The organism is Myxococcota bacterium (genome assembly GCA_035498015.1).
Classification (GTDB): domain Bacteria; phylum Myxococcota_A; class UBA9160; order SZUA-336; family SZUA-336; genus VGRW01.
The window spans coordinates 1-23,134 of the sequence record DATKAO010000097.1 but is presented as its reverse complement, the minus strand read 5'-3'; the positions used below and the strand labels follow the sequence as shown (position 1 = coordinate 23,134).

Annotated in this window: 21 protein-coding genes; 7 read left to right on the top strand and 14 right to left on the bottom strand. The window is 72.0% G+C overall.

Annotation, left to right across the window (positions count from 1 at the left end):
- Nucleotides 1-30: 30 nt before the first annotated feature.
- From mscL to VMR86_08270, 4 genes are read right to left on the bottom strand one after another with little or no spacing between them, the layout of a single operon-like run.
- Complete coding sequence (gene mscL, locus VMR86_08285; protein HTO07045.1) at nt 31-420, bottom strand: large-conductance mechanosensitive channel protein MscL; 390 nt, start codon at nt 418-420, stop codon at nt 31-33.
- Nucleotides 421-452: 32 nt separating this feature from the next.
- Nucleotides 453-1,346, bottom strand: a complete 894-nt coding sequence (locus VMR86_08280) for a PPK2 family polyphosphate kinase (protein ID HTO07044.1) — start codon at nt 1,344-1,346, stop codon at nt 453-455.
- Nucleotides 1,347-1,355: 9 nt separating this feature from the next.
- On the bottom strand, nt 1,356-2,054 hold the full coding sequence (locus VMR86_08275) for an START domain-containing protein (GenBank protein HTO07043.1): 699 nt from the start codon (nt 2,052-2,054) through the stop codon (nt 1,356-1,358).
- Complete coding sequence (locus VMR86_08270; protein HTO07042.1) at nt 2,011-2,910, bottom strand: methyltransferase domain-containing protein; 900 nt, start codon at nt 2,908-2,910, stop codon at nt 2,011-2,013. Before VMR86_08270 ends, VMR86_08275 begins: the two co-directional genes overlap by 44 nt.
- Nucleotides 2,911-2,933: 23 nt before the next feature.
- On the opposite strand from VMR86_08270, the gene VMR86_08265 reads away from it, so the two are divergent.
- The gene (locus VMR86_08265) at nt 2,934-3,155 is read left to right on the top strand and encodes a hypothetical protein (GenBank protein ID HTO07041.1); all 222 of its coding nucleotides are present in this window, start codon (nt 2,934-2,936) and stop codon (nt 3,153-3,155) included.
- Nucleotides 3,156-3,162: 7 nt separating this feature from the next.
- Here the strand turns inward: VMR86_08265 and VMR86_08260 are convergent, their stop codons facing one another.
- The 7 genes from VMR86_08260 to VMR86_08230 all read right to left on the bottom strand — a co-directional run bounded on the left by VMR86_08260 (nt 3,163) and on the right by VMR86_08230 (nt 12,341).
- Nucleotides 3,163-4,134: an aldo/keto reductase gene (locus tag VMR86_08260; GenBank protein HTO07040.1), complete on the bottom strand. Its 972-nt coding sequence runs from the start codon at nt 4,132-4,134 to the stop codon at nt 3,163-3,165.
- Nucleotides 4,131-6,569 (bottom strand): MMPL family transporter, encoded by a 2,439-nt coding sequence (locus tag VMR86_08255; GenBank protein HTO07039.1) that lies wholly within the window; start codon nt 6,567-6,569, stop codon nt 4,131-4,133. Before VMR86_08255 ends, VMR86_08260 begins: the two co-directional genes overlap by 4 nt.
- A complete protein-coding gene (locus tag VMR86_08250; protein HTO07038.1) occupies nt 6,569-7,645 on the bottom strand; it encodes an SDR family oxidoreductase in 1,077 nt (358 codons plus the stop codon). Before VMR86_08250 ends, VMR86_08255 begins: the two co-directional genes overlap by 1 nt.
- A gap of 93 nt (nt 7,646-7,738) precedes the next feature.
- Entirely contained in the window at nt 7,739-8,497 is a 759-nt protein-coding gene (locus VMR86_08245) for an anti-sigma factor (GenBank protein ID HTO07037.1), read from the bottom strand.
- Nucleotides 8,494-9,081: a sigma-70 family RNA polymerase sigma factor gene (locus tag VMR86_08240; GenBank protein HTO07036.1), complete on the bottom strand. Its 588-nt coding sequence runs from the start codon at nt 9,079-9,081 to the stop codon at nt 8,494-8,496. The genes VMR86_08245 and VMR86_08240 overlap by 4 nt, the downstream gene beginning before the upstream one ends.
- A gap of 191 nt (nt 9,082-9,272) precedes the next feature.
- Nucleotides 9,273-10,772: a carboxylesterase/lipase family protein gene (locus VMR86_08235; GenBank protein HTO07035.1), complete on the bottom strand. Its 1,500-nt coding sequence runs from the start codon at nt 10,770-10,772 to the stop codon at nt 9,273-9,275.
- A 27-nt stretch (nt 10,773-10,799) separates the two neighbouring features.
- A complete protein-coding gene (locus VMR86_08230) occupies nt 10,800-12,341 on the bottom strand; it encodes a carboxylesterase/lipase family protein (protein ID HTO07034.1) in 1,542 nt (513 codons plus the stop codon).
- Nucleotides 12,342-12,490: 149 nt separating this feature from the next.
- Here VMR86_08230 and VMR86_08225 point away from each other — a divergent pair, with 149 nt between their 5' ends.
- Genes VMR86_08225 through VMR86_08205 form a run of 5 tightly spaced genes read left to right on the top strand, consistent with a single transcriptional unit; the run spans nt 12,491 to nt 19,711 of the window.
- Nucleotides 12,491-15,190 carry a PQQ-dependent sugar dehydrogenase gene (locus VMR86_08225; protein HTO07033.1) on the top strand — a complete coding sequence of 900 codons (2,700 nt, stop codon included), beginning with the start codon at nt 12,491-12,493 and terminating at the stop codon, nt 15,188-15,190.
- A 23-nt stretch (nt 15,191-15,213) separates the two neighbouring features.
- Nucleotides 15,214-17,190 carry a pyrroloquinoline quinone-dependent dehydrogenase gene (locus VMR86_08220; GenBank protein ID HTO07032.1) on the top strand — a complete coding sequence of 659 codons (1,977 nt, stop codon included), beginning with the start codon at nt 15,214-15,216 and terminating at the stop codon, nt 17,188-17,190.
- A 10-nt stretch (nt 17,191-17,200) separates the two neighbouring features.
- The gene (locus VMR86_08215) at nt 17,201-17,776 is read left to right on the top strand and encodes a hypothetical protein (GenBank protein HTO07031.1); all 576 of its coding nucleotides are present in this window, start codon (nt 17,201-17,203) and stop codon (nt 17,774-17,776) included.
- Nucleotides 17,773-18,276, top strand: a complete 504-nt coding sequence (locus tag VMR86_08210) for an N-acetyltransferase (GenBank protein ID HTO07030.1) — start codon at nt 17,773-17,775, stop codon at nt 18,274-18,276. Before VMR86_08215 ends, VMR86_08210 begins: the two co-directional genes overlap by 4 nt.
- Before the next feature lie 25 nt (nt 18,277-18,301).
- On the top strand, nt 18,302-19,711 hold the full coding sequence (locus VMR86_08205; GenBank protein HTO07029.1) for a 4-hydroxyphenylacetate 3-hydroxylase N-terminal domain-containing protein: 1,410 nt from the start codon (nt 18,302-18,304) through the stop codon (nt 19,709-19,711).
- Here the strand turns inward: VMR86_08205 and VMR86_08200 are convergent.
- The 3 genes from VMR86_08200 to VMR86_08190 form a co-directional block, all read right to left on the bottom strand.
- Nucleotides 19,654-20,385: a methyltransferase domain-containing protein gene (locus VMR86_08200; GenBank protein ID HTO07028.1), complete on the bottom strand. Its 732-nt coding sequence runs from the start codon at nt 20,383-20,385 to the stop codon at nt 19,654-19,656. The two genes, VMR86_08205 and VMR86_08200, sit on opposite strands and share 58 nt — an antisense overlap.
- Before the next feature lie 4 nt (nt 20,386-20,389).
- Complete coding sequence (locus VMR86_08195; GenBank protein ID HTO07027.1) at nt 20,390-21,418, bottom strand: hypothetical protein; 1,029 nt, start codon at nt 21,416-21,418, stop codon at nt 20,390-20,392.
- Nucleotides 21,419-21,511: 93 nt separating this feature from the next.
- Nucleotides 21,512-22,291 (bottom strand): DUF4239 domain-containing protein, encoded by a 780-nt coding sequence (locus VMR86_08190; protein HTO07026.1) that lies wholly within the window; start codon nt 22,289-22,291, stop codon nt 21,512-21,514.
- A gap of 55 nt (nt 22,292-22,346) precedes the next feature.
- Here VMR86_08190 and VMR86_08185 point away from each other — a divergent pair.
- The coding region (locus VMR86_08185) for an enoyl-CoA hydratase (protein HTO07025.1) at nt 22,347-23,134 on the top strand (788 nt) is incomplete at its 3' end.

The following is a 23,134-nucleotide window of genomic DNA, read 5'->3' as shown; positions in this document are numbered from 1 at the left end:
CTTGCCTGCGGGCTGCCGCCCCGGCGGGCTTCAGCCGCGCGCGCGCAGGAGGTCGCGGATCTCCATGAGTAGCTTCTCCTGCGCGGTCGGTGGCGCGGGTGCCGCGGCTTTGGGCTTCTGGACCGCGGTGACGGCGCGGACCAAGAGGAACACGCAGAACGCGATGATCAGGAAGTCGACGATCGCCTGGATGAACGAGCCGTACTTGAGCAGCACCGGCGCCTCGGCCGTGCCGCCGATCTGCACCGCCAGGCCCGCGAAGTTGATGCCGCCCATCACGATGCCGATCGCCGGCATCAGTACGTCGCCGACCAGGGACGAGACGATCTTTCCGAACGCCCCGCCGATGATCACGCCCACGGCCAGGTCCATCACGTTGCCCCGGTTCACGAAGTCGCGGAAATCGGACAGGAGACTCATGCCACCCTCCTCAGACGACGGCGCACATCATCTCACTTCTGGCGCTCGAGCGCGGTGCGGATCCTCGCGAGCTGGCGGCGGCGTGGGGCGTCGACCTCGGGATACTGCGGGTCGAGCTCGCGCAAGGTGGCCACGAGCACTTGTGAGACGACCAGCCGCGCGAACCACTTGTGGTCCGCGGGCACCACGTACCACGGGGCGTGTGGCGTGGCGGTGCGCCGCACCATGTCCTCGAATGCGTCCTGGTAGTCGTGCCAGTGCGCGCGCTCCGCGATGTCGCCGGTCTCGAACTTCCAGTTCTTGTCCCGCTCCTCGATGCGCGCGAGGAGCCGCCGGAGCTGCTCTTCCTTCGAGACGTGCAGGAGCAGCTTCACCACGACCACGCCGTTGCGCGCGAGATAGCGCTCGTGCGCCACGATGTCCTCGCAGCGCTCCTTCCAGATCTGTTTCGTGACCAGGCGCGCGGGCAGATGTTCGTGCTGGAGCAGCTCGGGGTGCACGCGCACCACCAGCACCTCTTCGTAGTACGAGCGGTTCCAGATGCCGATCCGGCCGCGCTCGGGGCGGCGGAACGCGCTGCGCCACAGGAAGTCGTGGTCGAGGTCCTCCTCGGACGGCCGCTTGAACGACCAGACCTGGCAGCCCTGCGGATCCACGCCCGACATCACGTGCGCGATCGTGCCGTCCTTGCCCGCGGCGTCGATGCCCTGCAAGAGGATCAGGAGCGCCCAGCGGTCGTCGGCGTAGAGCTTCTGCTGCAGGTCGCGCAGTGTCTCGAGAGACTTGGCCATCTCTGGACTCGCCTCGTCGGCCGACTCCAGGCGCGCGGTGTCCTCCGGGTCCACGTCCGCCAGGCGGAAGCCGTGGCCGTCGTCGACGCGATAGCGGGCCGCCAGGTCCTTCTTCGACTTCTTCCCCTTCGGCATGACTCGATGTTACCGCGTGGAAGCGCCGCGCGAGCGCCAGGAATCGGCCACCCCGGCGTAGCGGCCCCGAGTCTCCGCCACGCGCCGGCGCAGGCCGACCAGCGTGTCGAACGGTGACTCGCGCACGGTCTGGCGCAGGAAGGCGGCGGGCAGCGCGCCGCCCGGGTCGGCCGAGACCGTGTAGGTGACTCGCGTGTGGCCGGGGCCGAGCGCCTCCAGCGCGAAGTCGCCCGCGAGCCGCGGCATGCGCACGAGCTCGGCCATCGGTGGCGCGGCCGGGTCGTCCCGGCTCTCGAAGCGCACCTCGAGCCGCCTGCCGGGCTCGACCACGTGCGGCACGCTCTCGAACACCACGTCGCGGTCGGTGGCGGGCCAGTGCGCGTCGAGCACCTGGTACACGAGCACGCCGTCGTCGGCCTCGCGCCGCAGCACGCGACTCACCCGGCACTGCCACATCCACTCGGTCTGTTGCGGCACGTCGAGGATCACCGCGAGCACCTCGTAGGCGTCGGCTTCGAGCTCGATCTCGCCGCGGAAATCGGGCAGCGCGCGCTCCGGCTCGGGCCGCTCGGCCACCGTGACTCCGTCGGAGCGGAAGAGCGTCTGCCAGTCGTCGGCGCGCGCCGGGCCCGCGAGGGCGAGCGCGGCGCACGCGGCCAGCGCGCTAAGCCGGCTTCTCGAGCAGGAACGCGACGTAGCGCGAGGCACGCCGAACCTCGTCGTGAGCGCGCATGAGCGGGACCAGCGTTGCCCACTCGTGCGGCGGGATCCGGGCCAGGCGCGGCCGCAGCGCGCACCAGAACGCGCGGCCGGCGCGCGTGTTTCCGGTGCGCGCCAGGAAGGTCGCGATGTGCTGGAAGCGGTCGGTCACGGGTCCGGTCCAGTCGCGGAACGCACGCTCCACGAAGCCGAGCTCGCGCAGCGACGCGCGGTAGCGCTCGAGCGGCTCGAACTCGGCGAAGCGCCAGGTGTCTCGCACCAGCCGGTCGCGGTCGAGCTCGGCGATGCGCTCCGGGCGCGAGTCACGCCAGGCGAAGTCGACCAGCACGAGCCGCCCGCCGGGCCGCAGCACGCGCGCGGCCTCCTCCAGGAACGCGCGGCGCCCCTTCGCGCCCAGGTGGAAGCCGGCCTCGAGACACAGCACGGCGTCGAAGCAGCCCGCGGACAGGTCGACGCCCGCGGCGCGAGCCGGGAGGCGAGTCACGTCGGCGACCGCGAAGCGCAGCCGCGGGTCGGCGCCGAAGCGCGCCTGCGCCGCCGCGATGCTCTCGGGCAGGAGATCGACGCCGAGCACCTCGGCGCCGCGCGCCGCGACGAGCGCCGACGCGCCGCCGCGCCCGCAGCCCGCGTCGAGCACGCGCTCGCCCGGGCCGGGCGCCAGCAGATCGACGGCGCGCGCGGCGAGGCGCCGCTGGAACGGCGCCATGCCGAACAGCAGCCCGGGCAGCGCCAGAAGCGGGTAGAAGCCGAGGTTCACGAACTCGCCCCAGCCCCAGGCCTCGAGCGCGCGAAACGCGACGCTCGAGCCGTCGTACGCGCCGCGAATCGTGCCCTCGTCGCTCACCTCGCCAGAATACAATGAGCCCCATGAGAACCACGCACGCTTCCCGTCTCCTGCTCGCCGCGCTCGCCGTGGCGTCGCTCGCCACCACCGGCTGTCCCCAGAAGGGCGCCGCCCAGAAGGCCGGCGAGAAGATCGACGAGACCGTCGACAAGCTGACTCACCCCAATGAAGGCGCGATGGAGAAGGCTGGCCGCAAGCTGGACGAGCAGTACGAAAAGGGGAAGGAAGCGGTCGAGGGAAAGTGAGTCGGTTCTAAGGTCGGGCTGCGGACGAGTCGATCTCTGCGATCTGGTCGGCGGCGAGCGGCCCCGCGGCCTCCGCGGCGAGACACTGCGCGAGCTCGATCCGGTTCTTCACGCCGAGCACGACCGTGTCGACGTTCGGCAGCGACAGGGCGTAGCGGTGCGCGACCACGGCCGGGTCTTCGCCCCAGCGCTCGCACAGCGCGCGAAACGGCGCGGCGCGCGCGTAGTCGCGCGCGTCCGGGTGGTTCGGAGACAGGGCGCGGTCGAGCTCGCGCGTGAGCGCGCCGGCCTGCACGGCGCGGATGCCGAGCACGCCCACGCCCGCGGCCCGGGCGGCGCGGGCGATCTCGCGCGGCCGCGCGGGCTCTTCGAAGCGGCGCAGGCTGCCTGCGCTGTCGAGCAGGTTCGCGACCACCTGCGCCGCGCGCGGGCGCGGCGCGTGCTCGAGGGCGCGCACGACCGTGTCGGGGACACCCACGGCCGTGATGCCCCAGGCGCCGATCCTGCCTTCGCGCGCAAGTGACTCGAAGGTCGGCACCACCTGGTCCACGTACAGCGACCAGGTCGTGGCCAGCTGCGCGCGCCGGTCGTTGCCGTGCGCGTACACGTAGTCGTCGGGGCAGATGTTCGTGTGCAGGAAGTACAGGTCGATGCGCTCGAGCTTCATCGCGGCGAGGCTCCGCTCGAGCGACGCGCGGATGCGCGCCGGAGCTTCGCCGGCGGGCGGCGAGCCGAGCGCGCACTTCGAGGTGACGCGCAGCCCGGGCGGCAGGCGGCCGCCGAAGGCCTCCCCGATGAACTGCTCGCAGTTGCGGTACATGGGCGCGGTGTCGAGCAGGTCGATGCCCGCCGCCACGGCCGCTTCGACCGTGCGCAGCGCCTCGTCCTTGCTCGTCTCGCCCCAGATCTGGCCGATGCCGCCGCCCCCGAGCGTCAGGCGACTCACGCGCCCGAAGCGGCCGAGCGTCGCGTGGTTCACGCCGGTGACTCGCCGCGCGCCGGGCTCGCCCGCAGCCGGTCGCTGGCCGGCACGGCGAGCTTCTGCAGCTTCACGACCATGGCGGGCAGCATCAGCACGTCGGTTGCGAGACACATCGTCATCGTGATCGCGGTGAGATAGCCGAACTCCTGCAGCGTGGCGAAGCTCGAGAACGTCATGACCAGGAAGCCCGTGATCTCCATGGTCGAGGTCACGACCATCGCACGGCACACTTCCATCGTGCACTCGAGCGCCGCGCGCTCGGCGCTCTGGCCGTCGGCGCGGCGGTGCCGGAAGGCGTTCAGGAAGTGACTCGTGTCGTCGACCGTGATGCCGAGCGCCACCGATCCGATCAGGCTGATCGGGATCGAGAGCGGCGCGACGCCGGCCCCCAGCGCCCCGTAGAACAGGAACACCGGCAGCACGTTGGTCGGCATGGCGAGCAGGCCCAGGCCGACGCTGCGGAACACGACCATCACGATGAAGAGCGCGCAGACGATCGTGAACGTGAGCTGGGCGACCTGGTTGCCGGCGATGCCGTCGGCGCCGCGGTTGATGCGGATCGAGTTGCCGGTGACGTCGGCTTGGATACCGGCCGGGAGTGACTCCGCGGCGATCGCCGCGTGGATGGCATCCTCCAGCTCGCGCAGCGCGGCCGAGCCGAGCCGATCGGAACGCACGAGCAGGTTCGCGCTGGAGTGATTCGAGGTCGCGAACGTGCGCAGCTTCTCCTTCGGAATCAGGAACATCAGTTCGGCGAGCTCGGGCCGCGTGTCGGGAATCGTGAACGCCTCGGGCTTGCCTTGCTCCATGGCCTGGTGCGCGATCTTCACCAGGTCGGCCGCAGACACGACGGCGGTGACTCCCGGGAGCTTGTCGATGCGCGCCTCCAGCCGCTCGACCGCGCGCAGCGCCTCGGGATCGCGGAACGTGCCCTCCTTCCCGCTCTCGAGCACCACGTAGAGCGGCACCGCGCCGGTGAGCTTCTCGTTCACCGCCGTGAAGTCCTGGCGCACGGCGGAGCTCTTGCGGAAAAAGGTGATGAAGTCGGTGTCGGTCACGATGCGCGGCATCAAGAGACAGGCGACCACGCCGGACAAGACCCAGGCCAGGAGCACGCCGTTGCGGTGCTCGATCTGCCACTGGCCCAGCTTTTCGAGCCGCCGCTCGACGTTGTGCTGGAACCACTCGGCCAGCCGCGTCTGCGCGGTGTAGAGCGCGCGCCCGGTCTCCTCGTGGTGCAGCGGCAACAGCGAGAGCATCGCGGGCAGGCCGGTGAGCGAGATGACCGTGATCGAGGCCACGCCGAAGATGCAATAGCCGCCCAGCTCGTTGGTGGCCGGAATCTCGTTGATGAGCAGGGCCGCGAAGCCGACGATCGTGGTGAGCCCCGCGATCAGCACCACGTCCGCGGTGTATTCGAGCGTGCGCAGCGCCGCCTCGCGCGCGTCGCGCGAGGTCTTGGCGATCTGCTCGTAGCACTCGAAGCTGTGCACGGCGGTGACTCCGCCGATCGTGATCAGCGCAGGCCCCATGCACAGCGTGATCAGGTTCAGGTTCCCGCCCATGGCCGCCATCGCGCCGTAGGACCAGAAGCAGGCCATCACGTTGAACAGCAGCGGCACGAGCGTGCCGCGCAGCGACCCGGTCATGAGCCAGAGCGCGATCACCGACACCGCCACCGCGATCGGGACCAGCCGCGCCAGGTCGTGCACCAGGAGCTCGTGCGCCTGCGCGCGCACGTGCGGGCGGCCGGTCACGTGGAAGGTGACTCCCGGCCGCGTGGCCTGCTTCAGGATCGCGGCGATGCGCCCGTCGAGATCTTGCTTGACGAACTCGTCGTCGCTCATCGCGCTGAAGGTCACGTTGATGGCCGCGGTCTTGCCGTCGCGAGACACGATCGTCTTGGGGTAGAGCGGGTCGGACAGCGCGCGCGTGCGCAGGTCGGCCAGCGCGGCGGGATCGGACGGGACCTCGTCGATGAACTGGCCCATCTCGACGATCTCGGTCTTCGCGTTCCAGCGGTAGGCGTAGACCTTGGCCAGGCTCTCAATGCCGCGCACGCCGGGCAGCTTCTGGATCTCGGCGCCGACCGACTTCAGGGTCGCGAGGTTCGGCTGCGTGAAGACGCCGTCGGTCTCCATCGAGATCACGAACACGTCGTCGTCGCCGAACGACAGGATCGCGCGCTGGTACAAGGGCTCGCCCGGGTCGTTCTCGGGCAGGAGCGGCTCGCTCGAGGCGTCGATGCCGATGCGCACGCCGAACGGCTCCCAGCGGAAGAACGCCGCGGCGAAGATCACCGTGATCACGCCGTGCAGCACGAGCACCCAGATCGGGTGGTCGACGATCCAGCGCGGGCGGAGCACCGAGACCGCGGCGGCCACGAGCAGCGGGATGCCGGCCGCGACGCCGAACTGGATCGGCGTGAGCACTACGGCAACCCGAAGCGCCGCTCGAGCGCGTAGCCGAGGATCGCCGCCAGATACTCCGCGAGCGGCGGGCAGCGGGGCGAGTCAGCCAGCGCCGCCTCGGTCGCCGCATCGTCGAACAGGAGCTCGTCGAGCATGTAGGGCAGGTGCGTGCGCATGACCGCCGCGCCGGCTGCGAACAGCTGGGCCAGCTCCGGGGTCGCGGCGTCGGGCGACACGATGCGCGGCACGGGCACGGTCGGCTGCCCGTGCGCGGCCAGCCAGCCGTTCACGATCGGCTCGGAGCGCGCGAGGATCTCGCCGATCGACAGCGAGCGCGCCGCGCCGGCCGCGAGCAGGTAAGTCGCGCCCGACCCGGTCGAGCGCTCGCCCAGCGCCAGCAGCGCGTCGCACACCCAGTCGACCGGCACCACGTCGATCCGCACCTCGGGCCGGCAGGGCAAGAGACTCGTCTTGCCGTAGATCACCCACTTGAAGGGGTCGTAGAGCACGCGGAAGTGCGGCGTGCGGCCGCTCTGCGAGTCGCCCACGATGATGCTGGGCCTGTACACCGTGGTGTGTAGGTCGCGCGCGGCGGCGCGCACGAGCTCTTCGGACTCGAGCTTGCTCTGTTCGTAGGCGTTGTGGAAGCCGCCCTGGCGGTCGCCGACCACGTAGGCCGTCGAGACGTGGTGGAGCCGAGCGCCGGCCTCGCGCGCGAACGCCAGCACGTGGCGCGTGCCGGTCACGTTGATCGCGCGCGCGTCGGCCAGGTCGAGGTCGAAGCGCGTGCTGGCGGCGGCGTGCACCACGGCGCGCACCTCGCGTGCCAGCGCCGCGCGCGCGGGCGCCTCGAGGCCCAGGCCGTCCGCGCGCATGTCGCCGGCATGCACGCGCACGCGCTCGGCCAGCTCCGCCGACAGCCCCGCACCCGCCACGAGCTCCGACGCGCGCAGCGCGAGCTGTGCGCGGTCGCGCGCGCGCACCAGGCAGTGCACGCGCGCCTCGGGCGCGGCCGTGAGCAGACGAGGCAGGAGCTCGGCGCCGAGCAGGCCCGTGGCGCCCGTCAGCAGGATCGATCCGTCCGTCCAACCATTCATCGGTTCCCCAGCGCTCTGGCGAACGGACGCCCGACCGCGCCGAGAGTAGACCACGCCGGCCGGGGCGGATCCAAGGCGCAACGACCCGCTGAATTAGAAGTGCTGGAGCTCGCCGTGCAGCACGGCGTCGGCGCTGGGCTGCTCGACGCGCGGGTCCTTCTCGGCCGTGACCATGACTTCGCCGGTCACGTCGATCTGGCGCGGCATCTCGGTGAGGAGCGTGGCTTCGCCGTCGCGCGCCAGCTGGAGCACGCCGCCGCGCAGCGGCGCGCCGTCGGCATCGGTGAACCACAGCACGTAGACCTTGCCGGGCTCGGGCGCGCGCACCTGCGTGGCGCGCAGGTAGCAGCCGCCGCTGTGATAGTCCCAGTACAGGTGGCCGTGGCCCTGGAAGCCGAGCGCGGGCCCGGAGAGCTCGATCGCGCGCATGTACGGCGAGCCGATCAGCTCGAGCGCCGCGTGCCGGGTGTCGGCGTCGCGCTCGGCGCCGCGCAGGCGGAGCTCCGTTGCGGCCAGCACCACGGCCGCCGCGGCCGCGGCCGCGAGACCTGCCGCGAGCGCCGTGCGCATGCGCCGGCGCGGCGGCGGCGCGGCGACTGACTGCTGCGGCTCCAGCATGCGGCTCTCGAGCGCAATGCGCGCCGACAGCGCGCGCCGCACGCTCTCGGGCGGAGTCACGGGCGCGAGCTCCGAGGCCGCGAGCCGCGTGATCGCGGCCTCGGACTCGGCGAGCGCGCCCAGGCAGCGCGGGCAGCCGTCCGCCAGGTGAGCGCGCAGCTCGTCGCGCTCGGCGCCTTCGAGCTCGCCGGCCGCGTAGAGGAACACGAGCTCGCGCCGCTCTTCGCAAGTCACGGCACACCTCCGCCGGGAGTCACGAGCGCGTGGCGCAGGCGCAGGAGCGCGCGCCGGATGCGGGTCTTCACCGTGCCGAGCGGCTCGCCCAGCTGAGCAGCGATCTCCGCATGAGACAGTCCGTCGAAGAACGAGAGCGTGAGCGCATGGCGCTCCGGCTCCGAGAGCTCGCACATGGCCGCGCGCACCTGGCGGTGCTGCTCGCCGGAGAGCGCCGACGCCAGCGCGCTCACTTCGCGGCCGTCGCCGCCCAGCGCCGAGGCCACGACCGACGGGCCGCCGGCCTCGGCCAGCAGCGCCTCGCGGCGCCGGCGCAGGCGCACGCGGTCGAGCGAGCGGCTGCGCGCCAGCTGCACGAGATACACCCGGGCGCTGCCGCGTTCGGCGGCGTAGCGGCTACTCGAGCGCCAGAGCTCCCAGAAGACCTCTTGCAAGACTTCCTCGGCCTCTGCGTGATTGCGCAGGATCCGCAGACACAACGCGAAGATCAGGGATGCGTGCCGGAGGTAGAGCCCGTCCAGCGCGCCGGCGTCGCGCCGCGCCACGAGCTCCATCAGGGTCAGGTCGTCGCGGGTTTCCGCCACCCGATCTCGCTCCGCCCGCAGTACAGACGCCCTGCCAGCCACGCCAGCCCACGAGTCCGGCTCCGACCCCGACCTCCGTGACTCCCTACGTCGCGGGCCGAGGGCACGGATTTCGAGCCGAGAGCTTACACCGCTCGGTCAGATTTGGGCGGCGGTCGTGGCCGGCGAGTGCGCGCCTGCGCCTCGCGCCTCTAGAGAATCCCTTCCCACGCGGCGCGCTCTGCGTCGAGCGGCGCGTGGACCAGCTGACATTCGCGATCGAACACGAGCGTCGCCCGTGTGCGCGTATCGTAGGCCGGCCAGTGGGAGACACCACCGTGTGTCGGCTCGCCGGCGCGGGCGAAGGCGATCCAGGCGTCCATCATCTGCGCCGACAGCGCGTCGGCCTCCGGGCCTTTGCCCGCGAAGCGGTCCATGGTCGGGGCGTCGAGCGTGCCGAACACGAAGGGCAGCTCGAGAGCGTGACACGCGCCGAGCGTGCCCCGCCGCGCCGGTGACTCCCAGGTGAAGAAGTACATGTAGGTGCGCGCCTCGTTGCGCCGCTGCGCCTCGGCCAGCCGGATCGCCGGAATGCGGAAGGTGCGGTCGGACTGGATCGCGTCGAGGAGCTCGCCCGGCTCCACGGAGGCGCGGCCTGCGCGCGCCGCGCGGTAGGTGTCGACCAGCGCTTCGGCCCGCGCCGGGTCGGCGCGCACCGCGCCCAGCGTGCCGCGCACCCGCTTCAAGAGTGACTCGGGCGACAGGCTGGCCGACTCGGCGACGCCCAATCGGAACAGCTTGATCTCGTCGCGGTTGCTGCCGACCAGGAGCGCCACTCCGGACGCGGCGCCCTCGCGCACGGCGTCGAGCGGTGGCTTGGGCAGCGTGGCCGGGTCGACCGTGGGGCAGAACGCGAGCTCGAGCTCGGCGCGCCGCGCCGCAGTCACCTTCTTCTGCGCCTCGATCAGCGCGCTCACGGGCAGCTCGCGCAGCTTGGCGAGCTCCGGCACCGACTGGCCGAGCTCGGCCAGCACCGCGGCAGTGACTTCGGCCGCGCTCGCGCGCGTGTGCACGTTCTGCGCGGCGCCGCTCTGCGCGATCGCGCCCCGGAACAAGCCGCGTGCGCCCGGCATGCCGAGCAGGGTCGCGACGGCCATGCCGCCGGCGCTCTCGCCGAAGATCGTGACCTGGTCGGGGTCGCCGCCGAACGCGCGGATGTTGTCGCGCGTCCATTCCAGCGCCGCGATCTGGTCGAGCTGGCCCAGGTTGGCGTCGCAGCCCGGCAGGTGCAGATAGCCCAACGACCCGAGCCGGTAGTTGATGGTCACGACCACCACGTCGCCGCGCTCGGCGAGCCGGCCGCCGTCGTACATGGCCTGCGCAGCCCCGCCGGTGGTGAAGCCGCCGCCGTGGATCCAGAACAGCACGGGCCGGCGCGCGCCGTCCGCGCGCGGCGTGAACACGTTGAGATACAGGCAGTCTTCGTCCTGCGGGCCGACGGCCATACCCGGGAGCGCGCTGGGCGGCTGGGGCGCCGACGCGCCGAACGCGAGCGCCGGCCGCGTGCGCGACCACAGCGGCGCGGGCTGCGGCGCGCGCCAGCGCCGCTCGCCCACCGGCGCCGCGGCGAACGGAATGCCGAGGAAGCGCTCGTGCCCGCCCCGCCGCTCGCCCTTTAGCTTTCCCGAGACCGTGTCGACGACTACGCCCATGGCCAACCTCCGCCAGTCACTCCGCGCTCAGGGCGCCCCGATCGCCGCATCGGCGACGCGCTCCCAGGCGCGGCGCTCCTCGTCGTACGGTGCGGCGGCGTTCTTGGTTTCGGCGCCGAAGATGCGCGTGTGCCGCTCGGCTCCGTAGCGCGGGAACGCGCCCGCCGACGCGGTCGACGGGTCGCCGGTGCGCGCGAAGGCGAGCCACGCGTCCATCATGTGCTCGGAGAGGGCGTCTGCCTGCGGGCCCGTGCCCGAGAAGTCCGACACGCCGGGGTTGCGGTGCGTACCGAACACGAAGCCGAGCTCGAGCGCGTGGCAGGAGCCGAGCATTCCGCCCAGCATCGGCGAGGACCAGGTGAACAGGTAGTTGAAGACGCGCGGCTCGTGCCGCGCCTGGGACTCGGCGAGCTTCAGCGCGGGCATGCGGAAGATGCGGTCGGTCTCGATCGCGCCCCACAGCTCCTGCGGCGTCGCGGGCTGGCCGCGCTCGCTGCGCGCCTTCTGGTAGGTCTCGACCACGCCGCGCCCGGCCGCGCCGAGCCGGCGGTCACAACGGCGCGCGAGCTGCGCGTCGCTCAGCCCGAAGTTCGTGGGGTCGGCGGGCAGGAAGAGCTTCCACTCTTCGAGCGTGGTGCCCACCAGGAGCGGTACGCCGGCCGCCGAGCCGCCTGCGACCGAGTCGATCGCGCGCCGCGGCTGGATCTCGCCGTCGACCACGGGCTGGAACGGCAGGCCGCCGACCTCCTCGTTGGGCGTGCCGGGCGGGCCCGCTAGCGCCGCGCTGGCCGCGAGCAGCTGCGCAGCAGTCACCTTGCGGAGTGACTCGGGATCGCTGCCGACACCGAGATGCGACAGGTAGCGCTCCGCCACGAAGTTCGCGGCGTCGCGCGTGGCCGCGGTGCTGCACGCGCCGCTCTGCGGGATCGCCTTGTGGAACAGGCCGCGCGCGCGCGGCAGGCCGAGCAGCGTGCCCACGCTCATGCCGCCGGCAGACTCGCCGAAGATGGTCACGTTCTCGGGATCGCCGCCGAACGCCGCGATGTTGTCGCGCACCCACTCGAGCGCGGCCAGCTGATCGAGCATGCCCTCGTTGCCGGTCGCGGGAATGCGCCCGCCGGTGAGCTCGGTGAGTCGCAGGAAGCCCAGCGGCCCGAGCCGGTAGTTCACGGTCACGACCACCACGTCGCCGCGTTTGGCCAGCGGCGCGCCGTCGTAGATCGACTGCGCGCCCGAGCCGATCGTGAACGCGCCACCGTGGATCCACACCATCACGGGCCGCCGGCGCGCGTCGACGCCGGGCGTCCACACGTTCAGGAACAGGCAGTCCTCGCTCTGCGGCTCGAGGATCTTGAACGCCTCGAGCATGTCGAGCGCAACCACGTTCTGCGGGGCGCACGCGCCGAACGCCGTGCAGTCGCGCACGCCCGACCACGGCGCCGCGGGCTCCGGCGCGCGCCAGCGCAGCGCGCCCACCGGCGGCGCGGCAAAGGGAATGCCGCGGAAGATCGAGAGACCGTCGCGCGCTTCGCCCTGGACCCGGCCCTGCCTCGTGCTGGCGATCGTCATCGTGGGATGCCTCCTCCCTGCGGGCGGGATTCTGACCCGCCGCCGCTGCGTGATGCAAAGCACGCGTGGAGTTGCACTGTGTGCGCCGGGTCACTCATGCGCATGGCTGTTGCTCCGAAACGGCATGCGGAGGCTGGGGGAGCCAACCCATGACCCGCTCGATCCCGTTCAGCCCGCGCCGGGCTGCACTCTGCCTGGCGCTCTCCTGCGCGTCGCTTGCCGCCGCGCGCGCGCACGCGCAGACGGCCTGCGGTCCCGAGACGCGCGTCCCCTTCGCCGGGCACGCGTTCCCGATCGATGGCTCCGCGCCCGTGCTGGTCGACGCGTTCCCCTTCCTCGAGTTCGACATGCCCGTGCTGGCGGTGCCGGTGCCCGGCGAGCTCGACCGCATCGCGGTCGCCGAGCAGGGCGGCCGGATCCTGGTGTTCGACGACGACTCGTTCGCGATGGGCAGCGACGTGCTGGTCGACTTGTCCGCGGCCGGGCCGAGCTGGGACGCCGCGCAGGTCGGCGGCGAGGACGGCGTGCTCGGGCTCGCGTTCGATCCCGACTTCGCGAGCAACGGCTACCTGTACGTGAATTACTCGCTGCCGAGTGAGTCGTGCGGCACCGCGCACGCCTGCACGCGCGTGGTGCGCTTCCGCGCGCTCGACGGAGACACGCTGGCGGTCGACCCCGACAGCGGCCAGACCGTGCTGCAGATCGAGCAGCCGTTCGCCAACCACCGCGCCGGGCAGATCGCCTTCGGCCCCGACGGCATGCTGTGGATCGCGAGCGGCGACGGCGGGGGCACGAGTGACCCGCAGAACAACGCCCAGACGCTGACCAACCTCTTGGGCAAGCTGTTGCGCATCGACGTGCACGGCCCGCTGCCCTACCAGGTGCCGGGCGACAACCCGTTCGCCTCGATGGTCCCGGTGCGCGGCGAGATCTTCGCCTACGGGCTGCAGAACCCGCGCCGCTTCTCGTTCGACCGCCTCACCGGCGACCTCTGGCTGGGCGACGTGGGCAGCTCGCGCGCGGAGGAGATCGACCGCATCTCGGTCGGCTCGCCGGGCGGGCAGAACTTCGGCTGGAAGCTGTGCGAAGGCACCAGCAACGCCAGCGGCGCGGGCTGCGGGGCGCCGGGACTCACTGCGCCCGTGCTCGCCTATCCGCACGGCGCGGGCGGCGGCATGAGCGTCACGGGCGGCGCGGTCTACCGCGGCGCGCAGATGCCGGAGCTCTACGGGCACTACCTGTACGCCGACTTCGCGAACGGCCGCGTCTGGGCGCTCGACGTCGCCAGCGGCACGCCGAAGCAGATCGCCAGTCACGCGGGCGTCGCCGCCTTCGCCGAGGACCGGGCGGGCGAGCTCCTGCTGGTGGACCGCAGCGCGGGCAAGCTCCTGCGAGTCACTTCCGCGGGCGGCGAGCTCGACCCCAACGTGCCCCAGACCTTGGCCGACACGGGGCTGTTCAGCGACTTCGCCTCGCTCTCGGCCGCGCCTGGCGTGCTGGCCTACGAGGTGAACGCGCCCGGCTGGAACAGCTTCGCCAGCACGCGCCGCTGGCTCGCGCTGCCGGGGACCTCGCAGATCGGCTTCACGCCCACCGGTGACTGGGACCTCCCGGTCGGCACGGCGTTGGTGCAGCAATTCGACCTGCCCACCTCGACCGGCTCACGCCACGTCGAGACGCGCATCTCGGTGCGCCAGACCACGGGCTGGCGCGGCTACACCTACTGGTGGATCCCGGACCAGACCGCGGCCTACCTGATCACCGGGTCACTCACCTACACCTACGAGATCGACGTGGGCTACGGGCCGGTCACCATCGACTGGTACTACCCGCTGCAGTCCGAGTGCGCGTCGTGTCACACACAGGCCGGCGGGCGCGCGCTGGGCGTGCGCACGCGCCAGCTCAACCGCGAGGGCAGCGACGGCTCGGGGGCCAACCAGCTCGACCGCTTCGCGTGCCTGGGCTTGTTCGACCAGCCGATCGGCCCCGGCGAGAGCTACGACCACTTCAACCCGCCGGGCGAACGCGGAGTCACGATCGATCGCCGCGCGCGCACCTACCTCGACGTGAACTGCGCGAGCTGTCACGCGCCGGGCGCGCCCGCGCCAGGCGGGATGGACCTGCGCTTCGACACGCCGCTCGCCGCCACCCACACGCTGTTCGTGGCCGCGACTCAGGGTGACCTCGGCGTGCCCGGCGGCGTGCGCATCCACCCGTTCCAGTCGAGCCGGAGCGTGCTCGTGGCGCGCATGCTGTCGGGCGAGCCCGACGTGTGGATGCCGCGGCTCGCGCTCATGCCCGACATCGGGGGCGCGTCGCTCGTCTCCACCTGGATCGACTACGGGCTTCCGCCCGAACGCGACCCCGACGGCGACCGCGTCGACGTGCTCGAGGACAACTGCCCGACCGTGGCCAACCCCGGCCAGGAAGACTGGGACCAGGACGGCGTGGGCGACGCCTGCGACAACTGCCCGATGATCCCGAACCCACGTGTGGACGCGGACTTCCGCGCGACCCACCCGTGGGCCACGCTGACCGGCGGCCAGCGCGACGACGACGGCGACGGCTTCGGCAACCGCTGCGACGGCCAGTTCGAGAGCCTCTCGACGAACGTCTCGGCCAAGGACACCGCGTCGCTGCGCGTCTCGCTCGGAAAGCCCGTCGACGGCTCGACCTGCGGGCTGCACGCCGACATGAGCTGCGCGATCTACGACCTCGACGAGTCGGGGACCGGGACGATCGACGAGGGCGACCTCGACGTGTTCAAGATCCTGTCGGCTCGGCCGCCGGGCCCGACCTGCGCCGCCTGCCCGCTGGCCTGCGAAGGACCCGCCTGCGCCGCGCAGTGACTCCGCTCTGATAGACTCGCGCGATGCCGGGGAGGGGAGCGTCGCGCGCCGCAGCGAGTCTCCTGTGTGCGCTCGCGCTGGCGCTGGCTTCCGCGTGCGAGCGGCCGAAGCCGGTCGACTACTCCGGTCCCACCGACGATTGGCCCGACTACGGCCGCACCAAGGGGGGCCTGCGCTTCTCGCCGCTCACCCAGGTCACGGCCGCGAACGTGCGCGACCTGCACGTGGCGTGGACCTACCACCACGGCGACGTGTCGGACGGCTCCGACGGCACCACGCGCACCTCGTTCAACGCCACGCCGATCGTCGCCGACGGCTCGCTGTACTTCTGCACCGGCAAGAACCGCGTGATCGCGCTCGATCCCGAGACCGGCCGCGAGCTGTGGACCTTCGACCCGAAGACCAAGCTCCGGAAGATCGAAGGGCCCTACACGCGAACGTGTCGCGGCGTGGCGTACTGGCCGGGCGACCGCACGGGCAACACCCGGCCGTGTCACTCGCGCGTGTTCACGGGCACGATCGACTCGGAGCTGATCGCGCTCGACGCGCGCAGCGGCGAGGCCTGCGCCGACTTCGGCAGCGGCGGACGCGTGGCGCTGCGCGAGGGCATCGGCGAGGCCGCCCCCTGGGAGTACTACATGACCTCGCCGCCGCTCGTGATCGGCGACCTGGTCGTGGTGGGGGCGCTGGTGGCCGACGACCTGCGCAGCGACGCGCCGAGCGGCGTGGTGCGCGCCTTCGATGCGGTGACCGGCAAGCTCGTGTGGGCCTTCGACCCGGTGCCGCCCGGCGCGCTCGCGGCGGCCTCGGCGCCGGGCGCGCCGAAGTACCGGCCCGGCACCGCGAACGTGTGGTCGATCCTGTCGGCCGACCCGTCGCTCGGCCTGATCTTCGTGCCCACGGGCAACGCCGCGCCCGATTACTGGGCGGCGAACCGCAACGGGCTCGACGCGTACTCCAGCTCGGTGATCGCGCTGCGCGCCGAGACCGGCGAGGTCGCGTGGAGCTTCCAGACCGTGCACCACGACGTCTGGGACTACGACGTGCCCGCGCAGCCGATCCTGTTCGACATGCGCACGCCGCGCGGCGTGGTGCCGGCGCTCGCCCAGGTCACCAAGATGGGCCACGTGTTCCTGCTCGACCGGCGCACCGGCGACTCACTCTTCCCGGTCGAGGAGCGGCCCGTGCCCGCGACCGACGTGCCCGGTGAGTCGCTCTCGCCCACGCAGCCCTTCCCGACGCACCCGCGGCCGATCCACCCGGAGAGACTCACTCCCCAGGACGCCTGGGGCTTCACGCGCTGGGATCGGCGCGCCTGCGCCGACCAGATCGCGCAGCTGCGCTCCGACGGCATCTTCACGCCGCCCAGCCTGCGCGGCTCGATCGAGTTTCCCGGTCCGGCCGGCGGGCCGAACTGGGGCGGCGCGGTGGTCGATCCCGAGGCGCAGGTCATGTACGTGAACCAGATGCGCGTGCCCTCGGTGATCCAGCTGATCCCGCGCGACGAGTACGAGCGCATCAAGGACTCGGGCAAGTGGGCCTACCCCAACGAGCTCTATCCGCAGAAGGGCACGCCCTACGCCGTGCGCCGCAGCCCGCTGCTCTCGCCGCTCGGCGCGCCCTGCAACCGGCCGCCTTGGGGCGTGATCTCGAAGATCGACCTGGCCAGCGGCGAGACACTCTGGGAGTCGACGCTGGGCACCACGCGCGACCAGGCGCCCTGGCCGATGTGGCTGCATCTGGGCGCCCCCAACCTGGGCGGCGCGCTCGCGACCGCCGGCGGCGTGGTGTTCATCGGCGCCACCACCGACAAGTTCTTCCGCGCCTTCGACGCGAAGACCGGGCGCGAGATCTGGACCCAGCGCCTGCCGTACACCGCCAACGCGACCCCCATGACGTATAGACTGCGTCCCGACGGCAAGCAGTACGTCGTGATCGCGTCGGGCGGGCACGGCTGGTCGCAGCCCGGCGACGCGTTGCTGGCGTTCGCGCTGCCCTGACGAGGCGGCCATGCACGAGACCTACGAGTCACTGCGCTTCTGCGTCGGCCCGGGTGAGTGGGAGGCGCGCGCCGCGACGCTGCACGTGGCGGCCGGCGGCTCGTTCTTCGGCATGTTCCGCGGCCAGATCGGGCTCGAAGCCAACGAGGGCGTGCTGCTCACCGCCTACTCCGACGAAGCCCGGCTGGCGGCGGCGAGCGGCGCGCTGCGCGCCGCCGCGGAGGGCCTGCGCGGCCTGTGCGCCGAGCGCATGATCGCCACCGTGCGCCCCGTGCGTGTCTCGCCCGTGACGATCGCGGGGGTCTACGCGTTCCGCAGCTTCGAGATCGCGGACTCCGACTCCGAGGAGTTCGTGAGTCTCTCCGAGCGCGCCTGGCCCGAGTTCGAAGCCGGCTTCGACGCGCAGATCATCGGGCTGTGGAAGAGCCTCGACGTGCGCCCGCCCGAAGCGCGCTTCCACCTCTTGACCCGCTACGCGAGCCTGGCCACCTGGGAGGCCTCGCGCGCCGACGTCGGCCGGCCCGAGTTCGCGCGCCGACACAAGCTGACCCGCGCGACGCGCGTGGTGACCGCGACGCTCGCGTGACTGCCATCCGGCCGGGGCAGGCGAGCGACCGCGAGGCGATCCGCGCCGTGCACACGGCCGCCTTCGGCCGGAGCGACGAGGCGGAGATCGTGCTGCGCCTGCTCGCGCGCGAGCCCGCGTGCGTCTCGCTCGTGGCCGAGCGCGACGACGAGCTGGTCGGCCACGTGCTGTTCAGCCCCGTGCGCGTCGAGGACCACGCGCTCGCGCCGCCGCCGTACGGGCTCGCGCCGCTGGCCGTGCTGCCGGCGCACCAGCGCGACGGCGCGGGCTCGGCCCTCGCGCGCGCGGGCATCGAGGCCTGCCGCAAGCTCGGCGCGCCGTTCCTGGTGGTGCTGGGTCACCCGCCCTACTACCCGCGCTTCGGCTTCGTGCCGGCCATGCGCTTCGGGCTCACCTTCGGCGACGCGCCGCCGCGCGACGCCTTCATGGCGCTCGAGCTCGTGCCGGGCGCGCTCGCGCGCGTGCGCGGCCGCGTGCGCTACGCGCCCGAGTTCGGATGAGTAGAATTCCCTCCCGGAGGTTCGCATGGCGCTGAAGACACCGGCCGAGTACGTCGAGAGCTTGCGCGACGGGCGCGTCCTGTACTGGGACGGCGACCGCATCGACGACGTCGCGAAGGACCCGCGCTTCCGCGTGCCGCTGGCCGTGGCCGCGCGCGACTACGAGTACGACGACCCCGCGCGCCGCGAGCTCACCACCTACCAGACCGAGGAGGGCACGCGCGCGCACCGCGTGTTCCAGATCCCGCGCAGCGAGCAGGACTTGCTGCAGCGCGTGAAGCTCGCCGGTCAGATGTCGATCGTGGGCGGAGTCACCGGCGTGTACATGGCGCTCCAGTCCGTGAAGGACGAGGTGGCGGCGGTGAATCCGCGCTACGCCGAGAACATCGAGAACCTGTGGCGCTACGCGCGCGACAACGACCTGCGAGCGGCCGAGGTCATCACCGACGCCAAAGGCGACCGCAGCCGCCGCGCGCACCAGCAGGACGATCCCGACCTGTACCTGCGCATCGTCGACCGCAGCGAGAAGGGCATCACGGTGCGCGGCGCGAAGCTGCACATCACCGGCGCGTCGCTCGTGCACGAGCTCGTGGTCATGCCGACCAAGTCGATGAGACACGAAGAGGCCGACTACGCGGTCTCGTTCTCGATCCCGGCCAACGCGCCGGGCGTGCGCATCATCAACCGCAGCTTCGCGCCGCCCGAGCTGTCCGAGTTCGACTATCCCGCGAGCGCGCACCACAGCATGCCCGAAGGCTTCGTGATCTTCGACGACGTGTTCGTGCCCTGGGAGCGCGTGTTTCTCGCGGGTGAGTTCCGGCTCGCGGGCGTGTTCGCGCGCTCGCTCGGCCTGTGGGAGCGCACCCTGGGCATGGTCGAGGCGGCCGAGCGCGCCGAGACGCTCGTCGGTCTGGCGCTGCTCGTGTCCGAGCAGCAGGGCAAGGGCGGCAAGGACGAGGTGCAAGCCGCGGTGGCCGAGATGGTCTGCTACGCCCAGCTCATCCGCATGTCACTCGACTGGGCGTGCCGCAACTACGAGACCACGCCCTCGGGCATGGTGCACCCGAACGTGCTGGGCGTGAACGTGGGCAAGTACTACTTCGCGGCGAACTACCACTCGATCGTGCAGCGCCTGCACGACCTGGGGGGCGGGCTCGTGCTCACGCTGCCCAAGGAGGCCGACCTGCGGCATCCCGAGGCGGGCAAGTATCTGCGCAAGTATCTCCACACCACGCCCGACGTCGACGTCGAGGCGCGCATGCGCATCTACAACCTGATCCGCGATCTCACCGCCGACGCCTACGGCGGCTGGCAGCTCGTGACCACGCTGCAGGCCGGCGGCGGGCTGCCCGCGCAGCGCGTGATGATGAACCGGACCTACGACCTGGAGCGCGCCAAGGCGAAGGCGCGGCGCGCGGCCGGCATCTCCGACTGACCCGGCTTGCGCCAGACCAGCGAGTAGCGCCAGTAGAGGTGCCGGCGCAGGCGCGCGCCCGGCAGGAGCGCCGCTGCGGCGCGGCGCACCTCGGCCAGCGGCGGAAACCGGTCGCTGGCGACGTGCGCCTGCCAGGCCGCGCGCACCTCGGGCGGCGGACGCAGGCGTCCGGTCGCCCGCAGCCTGCCGAGCAGGTTCAGCGGAACAGCGACGGCGGACCCGAGCGCACCGGCCGCGGAGCGCTCGAGAGTCACGTCGAGCGCGAGGAACACGCCGCCCGGCCGCAGCGCGTCGCGCACGCGCGCGAACATGGGCTCGAGCGGCAGGTGGTGCAGGGTCGCGATCGTGGCCACCACGTCGAAGCCCGCGCGCGGAAGCTCGCACGTGAGTGCGTCGGCCAGGCGCAGCTCCACGTGCGGCTGCGCCGCGCAGCGCGTCCGTGCCGCCGCCAGCATGGCCGGCGACAGGTCGAGCGCCAGCACGCGCTGCGAACGCTGCGCGAGCTTCGTCGTGAGCTCGCCCGTGCCGCAGCCGATCTCGAGTATCTCGCCGGTCCGCGCCGGGAGCTCCCGCAGCAGCACGGCGTGGTAGAGCCGGTTGTGGTCCCAGGGGTCGTGGGGCAGGCCCGCGATGCGGTCGAAGTCGCGTGCGATCGACTCGGGCGTCTGGCTCACTCCCTCACTCCCCGGGAGCCGCCTGGAAGTAGCCGCGGATCCGCAGCGGCGTGGCTCCGGGCTCCGCGACGGGCCGCAGCGCGGCGACGAACGCGCCGGCCAGCAGGTTCGACGCCGGCGACGGCAAGAGCTTCGCTTCGCCAGTCACCGATTCGAGCACCTCGGGCGCGCCGCCCCAGGGGTCGGCGGTCGTGAGCACGGCCCGGGCCGGCGCCCAGCTCCCGCGGCCATCGGGCACGAGCTCGAGCGAGAGACTGCGCGCGCACGGGTCGCCCGCGCAGGCAGACACCTGGATGGCGTCGCCCGCCGCGCTCCAGGTGCACACCGGCGCGACCAGCGCCGGTCGTCCCTGCACGGCCACGTTGGCGTAGGGATCGAGCCCGGCGCCGTCGCTGCCGTACAGGAGCAGGGTCGCTCGTTCGGGCGCGCGCCCGAGCGAGTTCTCGAGCCGCACGGTGTAGAAGCCGTTGCGCAGCCGCGGCACGCGGATGGTCACGCTCCACGGATCGTCGTCGGGGTTGGCGCCTGCGGGAAGGTCGAGCAGCACCTTGGCCTTGTTGCGCCCGAGCAGGACCGTCGGCGCCTTGCTGCCCGGGTCGATGGCGTAAAGAGTGACGAGCGACCCGGCGGCCGCTTCGCCTTCGTCGAGCGAGGCGAGCAGCGGGCCCGAGGTCGTGAGCGGGCCGTCGGCCTCGGCGTCCAGGCCGAGCGGGTCGCAGCGCACCACCAGTGACCAGATCTTGCCCGCGGCCGGGTCGGACCGGGTCGAGGGCACGCTCTTCACGCGCGCGATGATCGTGCGGCGCGACCAGGCGAGCACCTGGAACTGGACCGTCTTGGGCGAATCGATCCGGCGGCCCTGCACCATGGGCCGCGCCTTGGCGGCCAAGAGCTCCGCGAAGTCGCCGCGGATCGTGAGTCGCGTGCCGATCGTGACGTCGTGCGGCTCGAACCCGCTCACCGCCAGCGCTCGCGCCTCGAGCGGAAAACCGAAGGCGATCGCTGCGATCACGAGCGCGGCTGCGCGCGACATGCCGGTCGGACTCCCCCGTCCAACCTCTCGCCCCGCGAGTATGAACCCCGAAGTGAGACGCGGATACGAGTTTCTCGCTTCGAGTCTCTCGCGCTAGTTCATGCTGGCGCGCAGCTCGCGCAGCACCTGATCGATGGCGTCGATGCGAATCAGTCCCAGGCGCGGGAACTCCAGGTCGAGGATCACGTACACGCCCACCGACATGGCGGCGGCGAAGCACAGCATGCGCATGACGTGGCGGCGCGGCGAGGGCGACATGGCGAGCCCGGCCATGAGCGAGCTGGCGAGCAAGAGCGCGACCAGGAGCGCATAGATCACGACCGGCGGATGCATCTGAGTCGCCACCGTGCGCGTGTTCGTGATGTCGATCATCGCGTTCAGCGCGGGCAGGAGCAGCAGCCGGGCCTTCTCGCCCTCGGGCTTCAGACACTCGCTCACCGCCCGGCTCCAGATCTGACCTTGCAGATCGAGCGAGTGCGCCCGCTCGCGCTGTGCCGCCGGCAGATCCTGGAGCACCTCGTACGTGGCGAGGCGGGCATCGAGATAGTCGCGAAAGAGCTGCCGCAGTGGCGGCTGCGATCCCTCGGGCAGGAGGTCGAGACGCAGCCAGGCGGTGCCGATGTCGTTCGCCTCCTCGACCACGAGCGCGCGGCGTGAGTCCCAGCGCTGCAGCGCCCCCGAGAACGTGAATGCGACCAGGAGCCCCAGGAGCCCGAACACGGCGCCCTCGACCGCGCCTGCGCCCTCGTTCGACACGAGGTCCGTGCTGTGGCGCCAGCGCCCGATGGCGCGACCGAGCTCGAGAGAGACCAGCACCCCGGCGAACAGCGCCAGGGCACCAAACATCGGCAGCGGACCCAGGATCGTTCCCATGGCGCGAGAACGATCTCAGAAAAAATCGCGAAAGGCGACCACGTATACTCGCGCCATGTCGAACACCCTGCTGCTCGAGACCAAGGACGGCATCGCCACCGTCACCATGAACCGCCCCGACAAGATGAACGCGCTCACGACCGAGCTGCTCGAGGCGCTCGGCCCCACGCTGCGCTCGGTCGCCGAAGACCCGGACGTGCGCGTGGTGGTGCTCACCGGCGCGGGCGAGCGCGCCTTCTCGGCCGGGGCCGACCTCGCGCCCGGCGACGGCGCCAGCCCGGCCGAGCGCAACCGCCGGGTCACCCTCGAGGAGTCGTTCGACTCACTCAAGCGGCTCCAGGAGGCGTCGTGGCTGTTGCACACCATGCCCAAGCCCACGCTCGCCGCCGTGAACGGCGCGGCCGCGGGCGCGTCGCTCTCGATGGCGCTGGCCTGCGACATCCGCGTGGCGAGTGACTCGGCGATCTTCGCCACCGCGTTCGCGCGCATCGGCTTCTCGGGCGACTTCGGAGGCTCGTACTTCCTGACCAAGCTCGTCGGCTCGGCCAAGGCGCGCGAGATGTATCTCCTGAACGAGCGCATCGACGCCGCCGAGGCGCTGCGCATCGGTCTCTTGTACCGCGTGTATCCGCCGCAGTCGTTCCGCGCCGAGGTCGACGCGCTCGCGCGCAAGATCGCGGACGGCCCGCCGCTCTCGTACCGCTACATGAAGCGCCATCTCAACCTGGCGCTGCACGGCCACCTGCGCGACGTGCTCGACCTCGAGGCCGAGGCCATGATGTACACCGGCCGCAGCGAGGACTTCCGGGCCGGGGTCGAGGCGTTCCTGCGCAAGGACAAGGC

Coding starts and splice junctions, on each gene's coding strand:
- VMR86_08220 (HTO07032.1), top strand. CDS start 15,214: ATGCCGGGGAGGGGAGCGTCGCGCGCCGCAGCGAGTCTCCTGTGTGCG.
- VMR86_08225 (HTO07033.1), top strand. CDS start 12,491: ATGACCCGCTCGATCCCGTTCAGCCCGCGCCGGGCTGCACTCTGCCTG.
- VMR86_08250 (HTO07038.1), bottom strand. CDS start 7,645: ATGAATGGTTGGACGGACGGATCGATCCTGCTGACGGGCGCCACGGGC.
- mscL (HTO07045.1), bottom strand. CDS start 420: ATGAGTCTCCTGTCCGATTTCCGCGACTTCGTGAACCGGGGCAACGTG.
- VMR86_08215 (HTO07031.1), top strand. CDS start 17,201: ATGCACGAGACCTACGAGTCACTGCGCTTCTGCGTCGGCCCGGGTGAG.
- VMR86_08205 (HTO07029.1), top strand. CDS start 18,302: ATGGCGCTGAAGACACCGGCCGAGTACGTCGAGAGCTTGCGCGACGGG.
- VMR86_08280 (HTO07044.1), bottom strand. CDS start 1,346: ATGCCGAAGGGGAAGAAGTCGAAGAAGGACCTGGCGGCCCGCTATCGC.
- VMR86_08195 (HTO07027.1), bottom strand. CDS start 21,418: ATGTCGCGCGCAGCCGCGCTCGTGATCGCAGCGATCGCCTTCGGTTTT.
- VMR86_08230 (HTO07034.1), bottom strand. CDS start 12,341: ATGACGATCGCCAGCACGAGGCAGGGCCGGGTCCAGGGCGAAGCGCGC.
- VMR86_08265 (HTO07041.1), top strand. CDS start 2,934: ATGAGAACCACGCACGCTTCCCGTCTCCTGCTCGCCGCGCTCGCCGTG.
- VMR86_08235 (HTO07035.1), bottom strand. CDS start 10,772: ATGGGCGTAGTCGTCGACACGGTCTCGGGAAAGCTAAAGGGCGAGCGG.
- VMR86_08190 (HTO07026.1), bottom strand. CDS start 22,291: ATGGGAACGATCCTGGGTCCGCTGCCGATGTTTGGTGCCCTGGCGCTG.